Source organism: Cupriavidus sp. C2SS-8b (assembly GCF_057073745.1).
The window spans coordinates 2,869,675-2,886,112 of the sequence record NZ_CP172716.1; the positions used below are offsets into that span (position 1 = coordinate 2,869,675).

Annotated in this window: 18 protein-coding genes; 8 read left to right on the top strand and 10 right to left on the bottom strand. The window is 64.1% G+C overall.

Features of this window, described 5'->3' with window-relative positions; translation table 11 throughout:
• Nucleotides 1–4: 4 nt before the first annotated feature.
• From ACIGJB_RS13270 to clpS, 4 genes are all read right to left on the bottom strand, one after another.
• Entirely contained in the window at nt 5–853 is an 849-nt protein-coding gene (locus tag ACIGJB_RS13270) for a VOC family protein (RefSeq protein WP_483730248.1), read from the bottom strand.
• Nucleotides 853–1,854: a Bug family tripartite tricarboxylate transporter substrate binding protein gene (locus ACIGJB_RS13275; protein ID WP_483730249.1), complete on the bottom strand. Its 1,002-nt coding sequence runs from the start codon at nt 1,852–1,854 to the stop codon at nt 853–855. Before ACIGJB_RS13275 ends, ACIGJB_RS13270 begins: the two co-directional genes overlap by 1 nt.
• A 122-nt stretch (nt 1,855–1,976) precedes the next feature.
• Nucleotides 1,977–4,274, bottom strand: a complete 2,298-nt coding sequence (gene clpA, locus ACIGJB_RS13280; protein WP_483730250.1) for an ATP-dependent Clp protease ATP-binding subunit ClpA — start codon at nt 4,272–4,274, stop codon at nt 1,977–1,979.
• The gene (clpS, locus tag ACIGJB_RS13285) at nt 4,271–4,597 is read right to left on the bottom strand and encodes an ATP-dependent Clp protease adapter ClpS (protein ID WP_116318045.1); all 327 of its coding nucleotides are present in this window, start codon (nt 4,595–4,597) and stop codon (nt 4,271–4,273) included. The genes clpA and clpS overlap by 4 nt, the downstream gene beginning before the upstream one ends.
• Before the next feature lie 524 nt (nt 4,598–5,121).
• Between clpS and ACIGJB_RS13290 the strand changes: the two genes are divergently transcribed.
• Entirely contained in the window at nt 5,122–5,331 is a 210-nt protein-coding gene (locus ACIGJB_RS13290; RefSeq protein WP_483709152.1) for a cold-shock protein, read from the top strand.
• Between the two features lie 329 nt (nt 5,332–5,660).
• On the opposite strand, the gene icd is transcribed toward ACIGJB_RS13290, so the two are convergent.
• Nucleotides 5,661–6,911 (bottom strand): NADP-dependent isocitrate dehydrogenase, encoded by a 1,251-nt coding sequence (icd, locus tag ACIGJB_RS13295; RefSeq protein ID WP_483730251.1) that lies wholly within the window; start codon nt 6,909–6,911, stop codon nt 5,661–5,663.
• Between the two features lie 253 nt (nt 6,912–7,164).
• Between icd and ACIGJB_RS13300 the strand changes: the two genes are divergently transcribed.
• The 3 genes from ACIGJB_RS13300 to ACIGJB_RS13310 all read left to right on the top strand — a co-directional run bounded on the left by ACIGJB_RS13300 (nt 7,165) and on the right by ACIGJB_RS13310 (nt 8,711).
• Nucleotides 7,165–7,800 (top strand): pseudouridine synthase, encoded by a 636-nt coding sequence (locus ACIGJB_RS13300; protein ID WP_483730252.1) that lies wholly within the window; start codon nt 7,165–7,167, stop codon nt 7,798–7,800.
• Between the two features lie 103 nt (nt 7,801–7,903).
• The gene (locus ACIGJB_RS13305; RefSeq protein ID WP_483730253.1) at nt 7,904–8,104 is read left to right on the top strand and encodes a hypothetical protein; all 201 of its coding nucleotides are present in this window, start codon (nt 7,904–7,906) and stop codon (nt 8,102–8,104) included.
• A gap of 157 nt (nt 8,105–8,261) precedes the next feature.
• Nucleotides 8,262–8,711, top strand: a complete 450-nt coding sequence (locus ACIGJB_RS13310; protein WP_483730254.1) for a DUF192 domain-containing protein — start codon at nt 8,262–8,264, stop codon at nt 8,709–8,711.
• 54 nt (nt 8,712–8,765) lie between these two features.
• On the opposite strand, the gene ACIGJB_RS13315 is transcribed toward ACIGJB_RS13310, so the two are convergent.
• Entirely contained in the window at nt 8,766–9,251 is a 486-nt protein-coding gene (locus ACIGJB_RS13315; RefSeq protein WP_483709162.1) for a YajQ family cyclic di-GMP-binding protein, read from the bottom strand.
• 137 nt (nt 9,252–9,388) lie between these two features.
• On the opposite strand from ACIGJB_RS13315, the gene murB reads away from it, so the two are divergent.
• The gene (gene murB / locus ACIGJB_RS13320; RefSeq protein ID WP_483730255.1) at nt 9,389–10,399 is read left to right on the top strand and encodes a UDP-N-acetylmuramate dehydrogenase; all 1,011 of its coding nucleotides are present in this window, start codon (nt 9,389–9,391) and stop codon (nt 10,397–10,399) included.
• Nucleotides 10,400–10,415: 16 nt separating this feature from the next.
• Here the strand turns inward: murB and ppnP are convergent, their stop codons facing one another.
• Nucleotides 10,416–10,727, bottom strand: a complete 312-nt coding sequence (gene ppnP / locus ACIGJB_RS13325; protein ID WP_483730256.1) for a pyrimidine/purine nucleoside phosphorylase — start codon at nt 10,725–10,727, stop codon at nt 10,416–10,418.
• 89 nt (nt 10,728–10,816) lie between these two features.
• A complete protein-coding gene (gene argF / locus ACIGJB_RS13330) occupies nt 10,817–11,740 on the bottom strand; it encodes an ornithine carbamoyltransferase (RefSeq protein ID WP_483730257.1) in 924 nt (307 codons plus the stop codon).
• Between the two features lie 426 nt (nt 11,741–12,166).
• On the opposite strand from argF, the gene ACIGJB_RS13335 reads away from it, so the two are divergent.
• Nucleotides 12,167–12,466: a DUF3579 domain-containing protein gene (locus tag ACIGJB_RS13335; RefSeq protein WP_483730258.1), complete on the top strand. Its 300-nt coding sequence runs from the start codon at nt 12,167–12,169 to the stop codon at nt 12,464–12,466.
• Nucleotides 12,467–12,588: 122 nt separating this feature from the next.
• On the opposite strand, the gene rpsT is transcribed toward ACIGJB_RS13335, so the two are convergent.
• Nucleotides 12,589–12,855, bottom strand: a complete 267-nt coding sequence (gene rpsT, locus ACIGJB_RS13340; protein WP_011298911.1) for a 30S ribosomal protein S20 — start codon at nt 12,853–12,855, stop codon at nt 12,589–12,591.
• A 361-nt stretch (nt 12,856–13,216) separates the two neighbouring features.
• On the opposite strand from rpsT, the gene murJ reads away from it, so the two are divergent.
• Both murJ and ACIGJB_RS13350 read left to right on the top strand, forming a co-directional pair.
• Nucleotides 13,217–14,767: a murein biosynthesis integral membrane protein MurJ gene (gene murJ / locus ACIGJB_RS13345; protein WP_483730259.1), complete on the top strand. Its 1,551-nt coding sequence runs from the start codon at nt 13,217–13,219 to the stop codon at nt 14,765–14,767.
• Nucleotides 14,768–14,849: 82 nt separating this feature from the next.
• Entirely contained in the window at nt 14,850–15,698 is an 849-nt protein-coding gene (locus ACIGJB_RS13350; protein WP_483730260.1) for a SirB1 family protein, read from the top strand.
• Nucleotides 15,699–15,717: 19 nt separating this feature from the next.
• Here the strand turns inward: ACIGJB_RS13350 and ACIGJB_RS13355 are convergent, their stop codons facing one another.
• A complete protein-coding gene (locus ACIGJB_RS13355; RefSeq protein WP_483732324.1) occupies nt 15,718–16,371 on the bottom strand; it encodes a VTT domain-containing protein in 654 nt (217 codons plus the stop codon).
• Nucleotides 16,372–16,438 lie beyond the last annotated feature (67 nt).

The following is a 16,438-nucleotide window of genomic DNA, read 5'->3' on the forward strand; positions in this document are numbered from 1 at the left end:
GGCTTCAGCCCTGCTGTTCGAACAGCAGGGCAACGCCGCCGGCAGCGCTCGCCGGAATCAGGGTCTCGTGCGGTCCGAGGTCCTGGGCCGGAATGCCGGCCGCGCCCCAGAACTGGCGCGCTTCTGCCAGTGCGCCAGTGCGCAGGCGGATCGCCGCATAGCCCGGCACATCGCGCTGGATGTGCGCGGTGCCGGTTGCCGCTGCCAGCGCCTGAGGCGTGCTGATGACCAGCGTGGCATCGTCCACCGCGACGCTGCAGATGTGGTCGCTCAGCTGCGTCATTTCGCCGCCGGTCAGCTCGGCATAGGCGCGGCCGGTGGCATCCACCAGCGCCGGCGCTACCACCATGAACATCGACGCAATCCCCTGCGCGCCATTGGCGTGCCGGATCCATTCCGGCCGCCAGAGCAGTTCGGGCGTGCGGTGCTCGCAGACGAAGTAGCGCGCACCCGGTGCGTCATCGAGCGCCGTGACGCGAAACTTGGCAGCGTGCTCGCTGCCATCGTCGAGCACCACCGGACGCGAAAACTCGATCGGCTCGGAAGTATGCCAGCCGCCCTCGCGCAGGCGGGCCGCCGTGGCGAAGGCGTCGGCGCTCTTGCATGACATGGCCGCACAGCCGCCACCACGCGCCTGGGCGTCCCAGTAATACTGCCGGCTTGGGTTCGGAGCGGTGACGTGGAGCAGCTCGACATAGTCGCGCGCCAGCATGATGCAGTGGTTCTGGGAACCCAGCGTGTGATAGCCGCGCGGCGTCAGCGTGAAGCCGAGCCGGCGCCAGGCGTCGGCGCCAGCGTCAAGATCCGGGCAGACCACGACAGCGTGGTCGAACATCTCAGCGTGGCTTGCCATTACTCGAACTGGATATTGGCCTTGCGTGCCACGGCCTGCCACTTGTCGTGCTCATGCCGCACAAGGTTGCCGAGCTCGGCAGGGCTGCCGCCGACGATCTCGAAGCCTTGCGCCGCCAGGGCATCGACCACGCGCGGCTGGTGCAGCGACTCCACCAGCGCGTCGTGGATGCGGTTCACGGTGGCGGGCGCCATGCCCGCCGGGCCAAACACGCCGATCCACGAATACGCCTCAAATCCGCGCACGCCCTGCTCCGCCACCGTGGGCACTTGCGGCAACTGCTTCAGCCGGGTGGTGCCCGTGACGCCAAGCACCTTGATGGTCTTGGCCGCGACATGGGCCTGCACGGCCGCGTAGCTGCTGAAGAAGATGTCGACTTCGTTCGACAGCACGGCCTGCACGGCCGGGCCGCCGCCCTTGTAGGGCACATGCAGCATATGCACGCCGGTCTCGGTCGCCAGCGCTTCGGCGGCAAGCTGGTTGAGGCTGCCGATGCCGGACGAGGCATAGCGCACGCCGTCGTGCCTGGCTTTGGCCAGTGCCACCAGCTCCCGCACATTGGAGGCCGGCAGCGCCGGATTCGCGGCGATCACGAGCGGAAAACGCACCAGCTGCGAAATCGGCGTGAAATCGCGGAAGGTGTCGTAGGGCAGCTGCTTATAGGCAAACGGGTTGATGGCGTGGGTGTCGAACGCCATCAGCAGGGTATTGCCATCGGCCTTGGAGCGCGCAACGGTACTGGAGGCGATCAGTCCGCCGGCGCCAGGCTTGTTGTCGACCACGACCGTCTGGCCGAGCAAAGCCTTGAGGCCCGGCTGCAGCTGGCGCGCCACGATATCGACGCTGCCACCCGGCGGGAACGGGAGGACCATCGTGATCGGACGGCCGCTTGCGGGCGAATCGGCGGGCGCGCCGGCGGCCACCGCGGTCAGCGGCGTAGCGGCCAGCGGCAGGGCTTTGAGCAGCATGCGGCGCAGCCGCGTGCGTTCGGGACGGGACATCGGTCTTTCTGGAAGAGGCGGCCCACTGGCTGCCGTGACAAAAAACAAAGGGCGGCATTTCTGCCGCCCCTGTATTTTGCCCGAGGATGGCCGCAATTGCAGACAATGTCCTCGTGCGTCGCTCAGACCTCCGCGCGCTGCTCGCTTTCCGGCGCCTCGGGCGGCTCCGGATCGGCTTCGGAGAAGTCGAGCTTGATCTGGTCCTGATCGTCGAGATCGACCACCACCTTGCCTCCGGACACCAGCTTGCCGAACAGCAACTCGTCGGCCAGCGCCTTGCGGATCATGTCTTGGATCAGGCGCTGCATCGGGCGGGCGCCCATCAGCGGGTCGAAGCCCTTGTGAGCCAGGAACTTGCGCAGTTTCTCGGTGAAGCTGGCTTCCACCTTCTTCTCGTGGAGCTGCTCTTCCAGCTGCATCAGGAACTTGTCCACCACGCGCAGGATGATTTCCTCGTCCAGCGAACGGAAGCTGATCATCGCGTCCAGGCGGTTGCGGAACTCCGGCGTGAACATGCGCTTGATGTCGGCCATTTCATCGCCCTGCTCGCGCGACGTGGTAAAGCCGATGGTGGCGCGGTTCATGGTCTCCGCCCCCGCATTGGTGGTCATGATGATGATCACGTTGCGGAAGTCGGCGCGCCGGCCGTTGTTGTCGGTCAGCGAGCCATGGTCCATGACCTGCAGCAGGATATTGAAGATATCCGGATGCGCCTTCTCGATTTCATCCAGCAGCAGCACGCAGTGCGGCTTCTTGGTGACGGCCTCGGTCAGCAGGCCGCCCTGGTCGAAGCCGACGTATCCCGGCGGCGCGCCGATCAGGCGGCTGACCGCGTGACGCTCCATGTACTCGGACATGTCGAAGCGCAGCAGCTCGATGCCCATGATGAAAGCGAGCTGCTTGGCGACTTCGGTCTTGCCCACGCCCGTGGGGCCCGAGAACAGGAACGAGCCAATCGGCTTGTCGGTCTTGCCCAGGCCCGCGCGCGACATCTTGATCGCCGAGGCCAGCGCCTCGATGGCCGGGTCCTGGCCGAACACCACCGACTTCAGGTCGCGTTCCAGCGTCTGCAGCTTGCTGCGGTCGTCCTGGTTCACGCTCTGCGGCGGGATGCGGGCAATGCGCGAGACGATGTCCTCGATCTCGCCCTTGCCGATGGTCTTCTTCTGCTTGGACTTCGGCAGGATGCGCTGCGCCGCGCCGGCTTCATCGATCACGTCGATCGCCTTGTCGGGCAGGTGACGGTCGGTGATGAAGCGCGCCGACAGTTCGGCCGCCGCGGTCAGCGCCGAGGCCGCGTACTTGACGCCGTGGTGCTCCTCGAAACGCGACTTCAGGCCGCGCAGGATCTGCACGGTCTGGTCGACCGAAGGCTCGACCACATCGATCTTCTGAAAGCGCCGCGACAGGGCCGCGTCTTTCTCGAAGATGCCGCGATATTCGGTAAAGGTCGTTGCGCCGATGCACTTGAGCTGGCCCGACGACAGCGCCGGCTTGAGCAGGTTGCTCGCGTCCAGCGTGCCGCCCGACGCGGCGCCGGCGCCGATCAGCGTGTGGATCTCGTCGATGAAGAGAATCGCGTTCGGATTGTCCTTGAGCGACTTCAGCACGCCCTTCAGGCGCTGCTCGAAATCACCACGGTATTTCGTGCCGGCCAGCAGCGCGCCCATGTCGAGCGAGTAGACGGTCGCCTTTTCCAGGATGTCCGGTACTTCGTTCTTGGTGATGCGCCACGCCAGGCCTTCGGCGATCGCGGTCTTGCCAACGCCGGCCTCGCCGACCAGCAGCGGGTTGTTCTTGCGCCGGCGGCACAGCACTTGCACCACGCGCTCGACTTCGCTTTCGCGGCCGATCAGCGGGTCGATCTTGCCGGCCTTGGCCAGCGTATTCAGGTTCTGGGTGTATTGCTCGAGCGGGCTTTCCTTGCCGTCGCCGCCTTCGCCTTCGCCCGTGCCATCACCGTGCTTGGCCGGCTCGGACTGGTCCTTGCGGATCCCGTGGCTGATGAAGTTGACCACGTCCAGGCGCGTTACGCCCTGCTGCTGCAGGTAGTAGACGGCATGCGAATCCTTCTCGCCGAAGATGGCGACCAGCACGTTGGCGCCAGTCACTTCCTTCTTGCCGTTGGAAGTCGACTGCACATGCATGATCGCGCGCTGGATCACGCGCTGGAAACCGAGGGTCGGCTGGGTGTCGACCTCGTCCGTGCCGGGCACGACCGGTGTGTTGTCAGCGATGAAATTCTTCAGGCTGGTGCGCAAGTCCTCGATATTGGCCGCGCAGGCGCGCAAGACCTCTGCTGCCGTCGGGTTGTCGAGCAACGCCAGCAACAGGTGTTCCACGGTAATGAACTCGTGGCGTGCCTGCCGGGCCTCAACGAACGCCATGTGCAGGCTCACTTCCAATTCTTGCGCAATCATGCTTCCTCCATCACGCACTGCAGGGGGTGGCCCGCCTGCCGCGCGTGCGTTGACACCAGCTCGACCTTTGTCGCGGCGATATCTCTGGTGTAGATACCGCAGACGCCCTTACCTTCCCGATGCACGGTGAGCATGATCTGCGTCGCCGTTTCACGGTCCCTGCTGAAATACTGTTGCAGGATCATGACTACAAACTCCATCGGAGTGTAGTCGTCATTGAGCAGCACCACCTTGTACATAGCGGGCGGTTTGAGCGCCTGCTCTTTCCGCTCCAGAATGGTGCCTGCTTCGCGTTGTGGGACATTCGCCAGCCGTGTAGCCATGGCTTTATTCTAACCCTTACTCGCAACTCTGCAATTTGGGGAACTGTGGCGGGATTCAAGAGCCGCGCCACGCATTCCGCGTCGTTCGGAAAATGCCAAAGGCATTGCAATGCACGTGACTGGCCCACGCCCGCACGCTAGCGACAACGTGCGCCACGTCACTGTGCGCATCCCCACACGGTACCATCAGCGGCCGTCCGATTCCCGCCACACCCTTCCGGGAGTGGGGAATCCGCCAACTTGACAGTCAATGGGTTTGCCAGAAAAATCGGTCGCACACCGGGTTCAGGCCAGCGAGCCAAGCAAAAGGGCCGGGCCTGGTGATCCGTGAGCAGGGAGGCTTACGAACCAGTGGCGACGATACTGGCACACAATAACCAGGAGCGTTGCTACGCGATTCACCCATGCTGCGTCATTGCCGTCCGCATCCCGAAAGGAAGCGGCTGCCATGGCGCCGCAGCGCGTGTCATCCAGCTGGCCGCAGGCTTCCCCGCTTTGAATCTGCTATTTCGTTGGGGGAGTATATGGCAAGCGGTATCGTCAAATGGTTCAATGACGCCAAGGGCTTCGGGTTCATCAAGCCGGACGAAGGCGAGGAAGAACTGTTTGCGCACTTTTCGGCAATCCAGATGGCGGGCTTCAAGACGCTCAAGGAAGGTCAGCGCGTCTCGTTCGAGGTGACCCAGGGCCCCAAGGGCAAGCAGGCCACCAACATCCAGGACGCCCAGGGCTGAAGTGCGCCGCGACTGCACCCGGGCCGACAGAGTTTCGGGGTAGTCACCAAGGATGCGGGGGGAAACTCCCCCGGAACGGGATCCGCGAAAACAGCATGGCTTCCGCCTTCAGGGCCGCGGCAATGCCGTTGCACGGCTCTCAGCTGCACGCTACCGCATCCGACGAAAAGCCCGGCCTCGCGCCGGGCTTTCTGCATTCTGCGGCCGTGCGCCGTGTCGCAATACCCGGCCCGGATCCGACGTCGCTCATCGGCGTTAAAAAAGCCCCGGTCGCCGCAATGCGGCGCCGGGGCTTTCGCACACAGGCGCGCGCCTGCCGGGCCCGTGGATCACATATTGTCGATCATCACCTGGCCAAAACCTGAGCACGACACCTGCGTCGCGCCTTCCAGCAGGCGGGCGAAGTCATACGTCACCTTCTTCGACAGGATCGACTTTTCCATCGATGCGATGATCAGGTCGGCCGCCTCGGTCCAGCCCATGTGCCGCAACATCATTTCCGCCGACAGGATTTCCGAACCCGGATTGACATAATCCTTGCCGGCGTATTTCGGCGCCGTGCCGTGAGTGGCTTCGAACATGGCCACGGAGTCGGACAGGTTCGCACCCGGGGCGATGCCGATGCCGCCGACCTGCGCCGCCAGCGCGTCGGAGATGTAGTCGCCGTTGAGATTCAGCGTGGCGATCACCGAGTATTCGGCCGGACGCAGCAGGATCTGCTGCAGGAAGGCGTCGGCAATGGCGTCCTTGATGACGATATCGCGGCCCGTCTTCGGGTTCTTGAACTTGCACCACGGACCGCCGTCGACCAGCTCGGCACCGAATTCCGACTGGGCCAGCTCGTAGCCCCAGTCACGGAACCCGCCTTCCGTGAACTTCATGATGTTGCCCTTGTGCACCAGCGTCACCGACGGCTTGTCGTTGTCGATGGCGTACTGGATGGCCTTGCGCACCAGGCGCTGAGTGCCCTGCTTCGAGACGGGCTTGACGCCGATGCCCGAGGTTTCGGGAAAGCGGATTTTCTTCACGCCCATCTCGTTCTGCAGGAAGGCGATCAGCTTTTTGGCCTGCGCGCTTTCGGCTTCCCACTCGATGCCGGCGTAGATGTCTTCGGAGTTCTCGCGGAAGATGACCATATTGGTCTTCTCCGGCTCGCGCACCGGCGAAGGCACGCCCTTGAAATAGCGCACCGGACGCAGGCACACATAGAGGTCGAGCTGCTGGCGCAGCGCCACGTTCAGCGAACGGATGCCGCCACCGACGGGTGTGGTCAGCGGGCCCTTGATCGAGACCACGTATTCCTTGAGCACCTCCAGGGTCTCGTCGGGCAACCACACATCCGGGCCGTAGACCTTGGTCGACTTCTCGCCGGCGTAGATCTCCATCCACGAGATCTTGCGCTTGCCCGCGTAGGCCTTGGCCACCGCGGCGTCCACCACCTTGATCATCACCGGGGTGATATCCCGGCCCGTACCATCGCCTTCAATGTAAGGAATGATCGGTTGGTCCGGGACATTCAGCGAAAAATCCTGGTTGACCGTGATCTTCTCGCCAGCCGGGACCTTGATGTGTTGATACATGACGTCTCCAGTACGGAACGGTTAAGACAGCCGCCCGGCACGCACGACCCGGCAGCAAAATAAGGGAGGCGGAGCGAAGGCATTGTAGCCGGAGGCCCGGGGCCGCCTGCGTTGCGCCGCACCACGTCAGTCTTATATAAGACACAAGACTAGCCAGTTATTATGCAGCAATTCATCCCGATCTGCCATGCCGGCCGGACGCGCCGGCCAGGGAACGCCGGGAATCGCCCCGGCTCCGGCATACTGCTGCCCCATGACGTTGATTGCCCTGAACAAGCCTTTTGGCACCATGAGCCAGTTTTCCGAGCATCCCACCCGGCCGACGCTGGCCGAGTGGATCGCGACGCCTGGCGTGTACCCGGCCGGCCGCCTCGATGCAGACAGCGAGGGGTTGCTGCTGCTCACCGATGACGGGGGCCTGCAGGCGCGCATCGCCGATCCCCGCCACAAGCTCGCCAAGACCTACTTCGCACAGGTAGAGGGCATTCCCGACCAGGCCGCGCTGGCGCGCTTGCGCCAAGGCGTCGACCTCGGCGATTTCCATACCTTGCCGGCCAAGGTCCGCGTGGTCGAGGAGCCGTCGTGGCTCTGGCCCCGGCATCCGCCCGTGCGCTATCGCGCGGCGATCCCGACCAGCTGGCTCGAACTGCAGATCCGTGAAGGCAAGAACCGCCAGGTCCGTCGCATGACCGCTGCAGTAGGTTTTCCGACGCTGCGCCTGGTGCGCGCGACCATCGGCCGGCTTGATCTGCGCGCACTGGCGTTGCTGCCCGGGCAATCCTGTATCGTGGCGCCGGATTTGCTTGGCCTGCCTCCAGCCCGCGCGCCACAGCCTGCCCCGCGCGGGCCGGGCGCCGGCAACAAGGGTCGCGTGCGTTACAAAAACTAACAGCCGGCACGTCAACCCGGCGGGCGGTGTCCTCGTTGTTGTCGGTGACGCGTCCAATTGCGCGCCAACTTTCCGACTACAGTCACTCTTCGAGGTAATCGCAATGAAAAAACTGATCGCTGCCCTGGTTGTTGGTCTGTTCGCCACGGGCGCTTTCGCCCAGGCTTCGGCTCCGGCCGCCGCTGACGCAGCGCCGGCCGCCAAGGAAGCCCCGAAGGCCGCCAAGAAGAAGAGCTCGCACAAGAAGCACCACTCGAAGAAGGCAGCTTCGGCTGCAGCGGCTTCGGCACCGGCCGCACAGTAAGCACGCGGCCGCGCCGGAACTCCGGCGCACGTGTGAAAGGCAGGTTGCCCGGCAACCTGCCTTTTTTTGTATCCACCGGGCCGCCGTGCGGACGTCGCTCAGCCTGCCCGCGCGTGCGTTATGCTTGCGCCTGCCATCGACCCCCCGCCGCATTGCCATGCGAACCCTGACCAAGACCCTGCTTTCCCGCTGCATCCTGCTGGCCTCCACCATTACTGGCCTGGCCCACGCACAGAGCGCCCTGCCCGTGGTGCCTCTCACTGCGGGGATGTACGCCATTCAGGCAGAGGTCGCGTCGACGCCCGCGGCCCGCGAGCAGGGGCTGATGTACCGCAAATCGATGCCGGCCAATGCCGGCATGCTGTTCGTATTCGAGCAGAAGGCCGGGCACTGCTTCTGGATGAAAAATACGGACCTGCCGCTGTCGATCGCCTTCCTGGCCGACGACGGCAGCATCGTCAATATCGAGGACATGGCGCCGCAGACGCAGGACAACCACTGCCCCAAGGCGGCGATCCGCTACGCGCTCGAAATGAACAAGGGATGGTTCGCGCAGAAGGGCATCCGGGCCGGCGCGAAGATCGGCGGGCTGCCGCAGGCGCGCTGAGCGCCGCCGGCGGCCTCGCATCGCGCCGGCATTGCACCGGCGCGGGTATGGGAATCAGTCCCGGAAGTTGTTGAAGTCCAGCGGTGCCTCGGACACGTCCTTGCGCAGCAACGCGATCACGCCCTGCAGGTCGTCGCGCTTGGTGCCGGACACCCGCACGGCATCGCCCTGGATGCTGGCCTGCACCTTGATCTTGCTGTCCTTGATCATGCGCACGATCTTCTTGGCCAGGTCGCCGGTCACGCCCTTCTTGATGGTGACGACCTGCTTGACCTTGTCGCCGCTGATCTTCTCGACCTTGCCGTAGTCGAGGAAGCGCACGTCGACATTGCGCTTGGCCATCTTGTTGATCAGCACATCCTTGACCTGGCCCAGCTTGAAGTCATCGTCGGCGAAGGCGGTCAGTTCGCCTTCCTTTTGCTCGACCCGTGCGTCCGAACCCTTGAAATCGAAACGCGTCGAGATCTCCTTGTTGGCCTGTTCGACCGCATTCTTGATCTCGACCATATTGGCTTCGCACACTACGTCAAACGACGGCATTGCATTCTCCTTTTCACTTGCCTGCACGGCGTCCTGGCCCAGTTCGGGCCACGCCGGCACTTCCGTATAATCCAGCCTGCCTCGCACTCCATGGGGCAGCGGGCCGCACAGTGGCGGCCGCATCACCTCTAGCTTGCATGGCAGATTTCCACGAATTTTATCCCCTGCGCCGCCACAATACATTCGGATTCGATGTCCGCGCGCGCTACGCCGTCCATGTCCGCAGCGAAGCCGACCTGCTGGCCGCGCTGGAAGACCCGCGCGGCCACGGCCTGCCGCTGGTGGTGCTCGGTGGCGGCAGCAATGTCGTGCTGACCGGCGATCTCGACGCGCTGGTGTTGCTGATGGAGATTCCGGGATACCGCGTGGAGACCGGCACTGACGCATTGCGCGTCACCGCCGGTGCCGGCGAGAACTGGCATGGCCTGGTTTGCCGCACCATTGCCGACGGCTTGCCGGGCCTCGAAAACCTGGCGTTGATCCCTGGCACCGCGGGCGCGGCGCCGATCCAGAACATCGGCGCCTATGGCGTGGAACTGCGCGAGCGCTTTGCCGGCTTGCGCGCGCTTGACCGCCAGACGATGCGCTTCGTCGACCTTGACCTCTTCCAGTGCGCGTTCGGCTACCGCGACAGCCTGTTCAAGCGGGCGGGCCGCGATCGCTACATCATCACGGCGGTCACGCTGCGCCTGCCGCGCGACTGGCAGCCTGTGCTCGCTTATGGGGAACTGGCACGGGAACTGGAAGGCGATGCCACACCTGACGCCGCAACGATCCGCGACGCAGTGATCGCCATCCGTTCGCGCAAACTGCCGGATCCCGCGCAGATCGGCAATGCGGGCAGCTTCTTCAAGAATCCGCTGGTCAGCGCCGAGCAACGGCACGCATTGCTGGCCAGCCACCCCGACCTGGTCAGCTATGCCCAGCCCGACGGCACGTTCAAGCTGGCCGCCGGCTGGCTGATCGACCGCTGCGGCTTCAAGGGGGTCAATGACGGCCCGGTGGGCGTCTATGGCAAGCAAGCGCTGGTGCTGGTGCACCATGGCGGCGGGACTGGCGCAGCGCTGCTGGCGCTGGCCACGCGCATCGCCGATACGGTCCAGTCCCGCTTCGGCGTGCGCATCGAGCCGGAACCGGTCGTGCTCTGACCGGCTCGGTCGCCACTCAGGCGAAGTGGCAGACGTAGTCGAGCGTTTCCTGCACTTCGATATCGAAGCTGCTGTTGCCCGGCACGCTGAACTGCTGGCCGGCGCCATAGGTCTGCCAGTCTTCCGAGCCGGCCAGGCGCACGCGGCACACGCCCGCATTGACTTCCATGATCTCCGATGCGCCGGTGTTGAACGTCAGCGTCGCCGGGAAGATCACGCCCAGCGTCTTGCGCGTGCCGTCGGCGAACAGCACCGTGTGGCTCACGCACTTGCCGTCGAAATACAGGTTGGCCTTCTTGACGACCGATACGTTGTCGAACTGGCTCACTTCCCTCTCCTTGATTGCATTGATGTGGATGCGGTCACGTAAAAAGAGGGGCCATCATGGCCCCTCCCTTGTGCCTGCCGGCGCGTGCTTCAGTAGCGGCCGCAGAGCAGATATTCCATCAGCGCCTTCTGCACGTGCAGGCGGTTTTCCGCCTCGTCCCAGACCACGCTCTTCGGGCCGTCGATCACGGCGGCCTCGACTTCCTCGCCACGGTGCGCGGGCAGGCAATGCATGAACAGCGCGTCGGGCTCCGCGCGGTCCATCATGGCCGTGGTCACCATCCAGTCCTTGAAGGCGCGCTTGCGCGTTTCGTTCTCGGCCTCGAAGCCCATGCTGGTCCACACGTCGGTGGTCACCAGGCTGGCGCCCTGGCACGCCGCCAGCGGATCGTCGAACACCTTGAGCTGGCCCGCGGCCGATGCCGGCACCATCGCCGGATCGAGCTGGTAACCCGGCGGCGCCGAGAAATTGAAAGTGAAGCCAAGCCGCTCGGCCGCCTGGATCCAGGTGTAGGCCATGTTGTTGGCATCGCCGATCCATGCCACGGTCTTGCCACGGATGCTGCCGCGCTGCTCGATGTAGGTGAACACGTCGGCCAGGACCTGGCACGGGTGGTACTCGTTGGTCAGGCCATTGATGACCGGCACGCGCGAATGCGCGGCAAAGCGTTCGATGATGTCCTGCCCGAACGTGCGGATCATGATGATGTCGACCATGCGCGAGATCACCTGCGCCGCGTCTTCGATCGGCTCGCCACGGCCCAGCTGCGAATCGCGCGTGTTCAGGAACACCGCGTGGCCGCCGAGCTGGTGGATGCCGGCTTCGAACGACAGGCGCGTACGCGTCGAGTTCTTCTCGAAGATCATGGCCAGCGTGCGGTCGTGCAGCGGGTGCCAGGTCTCGTAGTTCTTGAACTTGGCTTTGAGGATCCGTGCGCGGTCCAGCAGGTACTCGTACTCATCGGGAGACAAGTCGCTGAACTGGAGGTAATGCTTGATCGGGGTTGAGCTCATAAAACAAAGAAGGCGGCCCGGAGGAGACACGCCGTCATGAAGGTTCACGAAACCTCATGACAGAAGCGCGTCGCGGAGCCGCCTTTCGCGTCGCATACGCAATTTACGTGCAACGATCATAAGGGATTATTTCTGCTTTGGCGAGCCCGGAAGAACCCGTCTCGGCACCTGCTGACAGGTTCCCGACAGGTTTCCGGGCTTATGCGCAAGTCTTATATAAGATATAATACTTGCTGATTCACGCGGGGCCCGGCATACCCTTGCCGCTGCCCGCCGCCGGCATCAAAAGTGCCCCCGCAGACACCGACGCCCCGCCACCCCGGCCTGGAAAGAGCGAACCAAACACTCGCCGGCCGCGTCAAACGGGCGCCCGTTCCGCGGGTTTTCCGTCGAGTCACCTCGCCTCACCCGCAGTCGCCCAGTCTCATGAACCCCAATGTTCGCGAATACTTCATCCAAGGCATTACCAAGGAAGGCAAGACCTTCCGCCCAAGCGACTGGGCTGAACGACTCTGCGGCGTCATGGCGCAATTCCGCCCCGAAGGTGATACCGGCGATCCCCGCCTGACCTACTCCCCGTACGTGCGCCCGATCTTCTCGGGCAACATCAAATGCGTGGTGGTCGATGTGCGCCTGCGCGAGATCGAACCGAAGGCGCTCGACTTCGTGCTGAATTTCGCGCGCGACAACAACCTGCAACTGGTCGAAGCCTGCTCGCTGGAATAAGACAGCCGGCGCCGCGCGCAGCGCGACCGGAAAACAAAAAAGCTCGTCGGATGACGAGCTTTTTTATTGAGACGGGCACTTTGCAGTACCGTCGGGGGCCGCCGGAGCGGCCCAGGCAACTATCAGGCAGCCATGGCCTTGATAGCAGCCGACAGACGCGACTTGTGACGTGCAGCTTTGTTCTTGTGCACGATCTTCTTGTCGGCAATGCTGTCGATGGTAGCTTGCGAATTCTTGAAGATTTCAGCAGCAGCAGCCTTGTCGCCGGCATCGATGGCCTTGCGAACGGCCTTGACGGCGGTACGCAGGCGCGAGCGCAGGCTGGAGTTGTGAGCGTTTTGAGCAACGGCTTGGCGGGCGCGCTTGCGTGCTTGTGCGGAATTTGCCATGTAATTAAATATCCTGAATTCAGATGCGTGCCGCGGGGGACACAACAATTAAGTCATATCAAGCGACCCGGGATGCACTGACACACGAATCCGGAACGCAGCTGTCCTTGTGAATCGGCAATTATACACACACGCCGAAGCCACACGCAAGGCCAACGCGGTATACCAAGCCGGGCCGGGGTTGCACCGAGGCGATCCGTATAATAGGCGCCACTTCGCCGCACGCGGCGTGCCGCTGCGGCAACTTTACCGCGCGCCGGGCGTCTGAACCGCCATCCGCGCGCCTGCACGCGATGGCGGCACGCGCCGCCATGTCCGCCAGCCCGTACCAGCCCGATCCACCGCTTCCCGCCGACTCACCTTGAACCTGCTCAAAGCGCTCGCCACCATCAGCAGCCTGACCATGCTCTCGCGCATCACGGGCCTGGTACGCGAAATCCTGATTGCCCGGGCCTTTGGCGCCTCGGACATGACCGACGCCTTCAACGTGGCCTTCCGGATCCCCAACCTGCTGCGACGCATCTTCGGCGAGGGCGCGTTCTCGCAAGCCTTTGTGCCGATCCTGGGCGAATACCACGCCAAGCGCGGCGACGCGGAGACCAAACACCTGATCGACGCCGTCGCGACGATCATGACCTGGGCGCTGATGGGGGTGTCGTTATTGGGCGTGATCGGCGCGCCGCTGGTGATGACCATAGTCGCGACCGGCTTCCGCGGCCAGGGCGAGACCTATACGGCGGCCGTCTTCATGACCCGGGTGATGTTCCCGTATATCGGCCTGATCTCGCTGGTGGCGCTGGCGTCCGGCATCCTGAACACCTGGCGCAAGTTCGCCGTGCCGGCGTTCACGCCGGTGCTGCTGAACCTGTGCCTCATTTTCGCGGCCCTGTTCGTCGGCCCGCGCATGGCGCAGCCGATCTATGCGCAGGCGTGGGGCGTGCTGGTCGGCGGCATCCTGCAACTGCTGATCCAGGTCCCCGCGCTCAAACGCCTGGGTGCCATGCCGCGTGTGACTTTCAGCGTGCGCAAGGCCTGGGCCGATCCCGGCGTGCGCCGTATCCTCCGGCAGATGGGTCCGGCACTGCTGGCCGTGTCGGTGGCGCAGATCAGCCTGATCATCAATACCAATATTGCCTCGCGCCTGGCCGCCGGCAGCGTGTCGTATCTGACCTATGCCGACCGGCTGATGGAATTCCCGACTGCGCTGCTCGGCGTGGCGCTCGGCACCATCCTGCTGCCAAGCCTGTCGAAGGCGAGCGCCCAGGACAATCGCGCCGAATACTCGGGCCTGCTCGACTGGGGCCTGCGCCTGACATTCCTGCTGGCCGTGCCGTGCGCGGTCGGGCTCTATGTCTTCGGCGCGCCGCTGACGTCGGTCCTGTTCAACTACGGCAAGTTCGACGCGCACGCCGTCGAGATGACACGGCAGGCGCTGGTGTCCTACGGCACCGGCCTGCTTGGCCTCATTGTCATCAAGATCCTCGCGCCGGGGTTCTATGCCCGGCAGGACATCCGCACGCCAGTGAAGATCGCCCTGGTGGTACTGGTCATTACGCAGGCCTGCAACTACGTGTTCGTGCCGTGGATGGGCCATGCGGGCCTGGCGCTGTCGATCAGCGTCGGTGCCACCATCAATGCCCTGCTGCTCTTTGCCGGCCTGGTCCGGCGCGGCTACTACCGGCCCGCGCCCGGATGGGGACTGTTCCTGGCCCAGTTGTTCACCGCAGTGCTGCTGCTATCCGGCCTGCTGCTCTGGTTCGTGCGCAATTTCGACTGGGTGGGGCTGGGGGCCACGCCGCTGCTGCGCATCGCGCTGCTGGCTTCCTGCCTGGTACTTGCAGCGGTGGTCTACTTCGGTACACTGTGGCTCATGGGACTGCGATACGCCGCCTTCAAGCGCCGGACGGTCTAGGGCTCGTTCACCGACGGAACGGGCCGTAGCACGCAAGTGAGCGCCAGGGCACGGCACGGCCGTGCCGCATCAGGAATCCGCAATGACAAGTACGAAAGTCCTTGATTACTTCGCCAGCCTGGTGGCGGACGAGAACGGCATCCCCCTGACTGAAACCGCACTTTCCATCGCGCAGGACGCCTTCCCCGACCTGGACCTTCAAGCCGAACTGGCCGCGCTGGATGTGCTGGCGCTGCGCCTCAAACGCAGGATTGCCGAAGGTACCCCGGCCATCCAGCGGCTGCGCCTGCTGAACCACTTCTTCTATCGCGATCTCGGTTTTGGCGCCAACGCCAACGACTACTACGATCCCGACAACTCGTACCTGAACGTGGTGCTGAAGCAGCGGCGCGGCATCCCGATTTCACTGGCCGTGCTGTACATGGAGCTCGGCCAGCAGATCGGCCTGCCGCTCAAGGGCGTGTCCTTCCCGAACCATTTCCTGGTGCGCATGACGATCCCGGCCGGGGAAGTCATCCTCGACCCGCTGACCGGCGAGACCCTGTCGAAGGAACAGCTTCAGGAAATGCTTGATCCCTACCTGGAGCGCGAGGGGATTTCCGATCCCGGCCAGGTGCCGCTTGGCCTGTTCCTGCAGGCCGCCAGCCACCGCGAAATCATTGCGCGCATGCTGCGGAACCTGAAGGCGATCTACCTGCAGGAATCCCGCTGGCAGCGGCTGCTGGCGGTGCAGAACCGCCTGGTGATCCTGCTGCCCGGATCGATCGAGGAAGTGCGCGACCGCGGCCTCGCCTATGCCAACATGGAATGCTTCCGGCCGGCGCTGGAGGATCTGGAAGCCTACGTAAAGGCGCGCCCGGATGCCGCCGACATCGCGCAAATCCGCGACCGCATGCCGGCCCTGCGCATGATGAGCCGCAGCCTGAACTAGGACTGCGGCAGCGCTGCGCTCAGCGCTCGACGCTCGACGTGCTGCGCTTGTTGCCGCGCACGAGCTTCCACAGCCCGCCCAGCACCAGCGGGACCACGGCCGCGCCAATGCCGGCCAGCACGATCAGGTTCAGGTACTGCTTGATGAACGGCAGGTTGCCGAAGAAGTAGCCCGCGAACACCAGCCCTGCCACCCATGCCAGCGCGCCGATCACATTGAAGAGCTGGAAGCGCCCGAACGTCATCTGCGAAACCCCGGCCACGAACGGCGCGAACGTGCGCACGATCGGGACAAAGCGCGCCATCACCAACGTCTTGCCGCCGTGCCGCTCGTAGAAATCGTGCGTGCGGCGCAGCGCCTTCTGGTCGAGGAAGCGCCATTGGTGATCGAAGACCTTGGGACCGATCCAGCTCCCGACCCAGTAGTTCACGGTATTGCCCGTGATCGCCGCCGTCAGCAGCAGCCCGATCAGCGCCCATTCGTTCATGGCACCCGTGGCGCAGAACGCACCCGCGATGAACAGCAGCGAGTCGCCCGGCAGGAATGGCAGCACCACCAGCCCGGTTTCGGCAAATACGATCGCGAACAGGATGGCGTAGACCCAGACGCCATACTGCTGGATGACCGTGCCGAGGTATTTGTCGACGTGCAACAGCATGTCGATGAGCTGCAGAGCGAGATCCAAGTCGTTCCCCGTTGTGTTGTAGGTTGATCCAACAAGCGCGACATCATACAAGAGC

Excerpts from the sequence above, each read along its gene's own strand:
- ACIGJB_RS13270 (WP_483730248.1), bottom strand. The coding sequence starts at position 853 with ATGGCAAGCCACGCTGAGATGTTCGACCACGCTGTCGTGGTCTGCCCG.
- ACIGJB_RS13275 (WP_483730249.1), bottom strand. The coding sequence starts at position 1,854 with ATGTCCCGTCCCGAACGCACGCGGCTGCGCCGCATGCTGCTCAAAGCC.
- clpA (WP_483730250.1), bottom strand. The coding sequence starts at position 4,274 with ATGATTGCGCAAGAATTGGAAGTGAGCCTGCACATGGCGTTCGTTGAG.
- clpS (WP_116318045.1), bottom strand. The coding sequence starts at position 4,597 with ATGGCTACACGGCTGGCGAATGTCCCACAACGCGAAGCAGGCACCATT.
- ACIGJB_RS13290 (WP_483709152.1), top strand. The coding sequence starts at position 5,122 with ATGGCAAGCGGTATCGTCAAATGGTTCAATGACGCCAAGGGCTTCGGG.
- icd (WP_483730251.1), bottom strand. The coding sequence starts at position 6,911 with ATGTATCAACACATCAAGGTCCCGGCTGGCGAGAAGATCACGGTCAAC.
- ACIGJB_RS13300 (WP_483730252.1), top strand. The coding sequence starts at position 7,165 with ATGACGTTGATTGCCCTGAACAAGCCTTTTGGCACCATGAGCCAGTTT.
- ACIGJB_RS13305 (WP_483730253.1), top strand. The coding sequence starts at position 7,904 with ATGAAAAAACTGATCGCTGCCCTGGTTGTTGGTCTGTTCGCCACGGGC.
- ACIGJB_RS13310 (WP_483730254.1), top strand. The coding sequence starts at position 8,262 with ATGCGAACCCTGACCAAGACCCTGCTTTCCCGCTGCATCCTGCTGGCC.
- ACIGJB_RS13315 (WP_483709162.1), bottom strand. The coding sequence starts at position 9,251 with ATGCCGTCGTTTGACGTAGTGTGCGAAGCCAATATGGTCGAGATCAAG.
- murB (WP_483730255.1), top strand. The coding sequence starts at position 9,389 with ATGGCAGATTTCCACGAATTTTATCCCCTGCGCCGCCACAATACATTC.
- argF (WP_483730257.1), bottom strand. The coding sequence starts at position 11,740 with ATGAGCTCAACCCCGATCAAGCATTACCTCCAGTTCAGCGACTTGTCT.
- ACIGJB_RS13335 (WP_483730258.1), top strand. The coding sequence starts at position 12,167 with ATGAACCCCAATGTTCGCGAATACTTCATCCAAGGCATTACCAAGGAA.
- rpsT (WP_011298911.1), bottom strand. The coding sequence starts at position 12,855 with ATGGCAAATTCCGCACAAGCACGCAAGCGCGCCCGCCAAGCCGTTGCT.
- ACIGJB_RS13350 (WP_483730260.1), top strand. The coding sequence starts at position 14,850 with ATGACAAGTACGAAAGTCCTTGATTACTTCGCCAGCCTGGTGGCGGAC.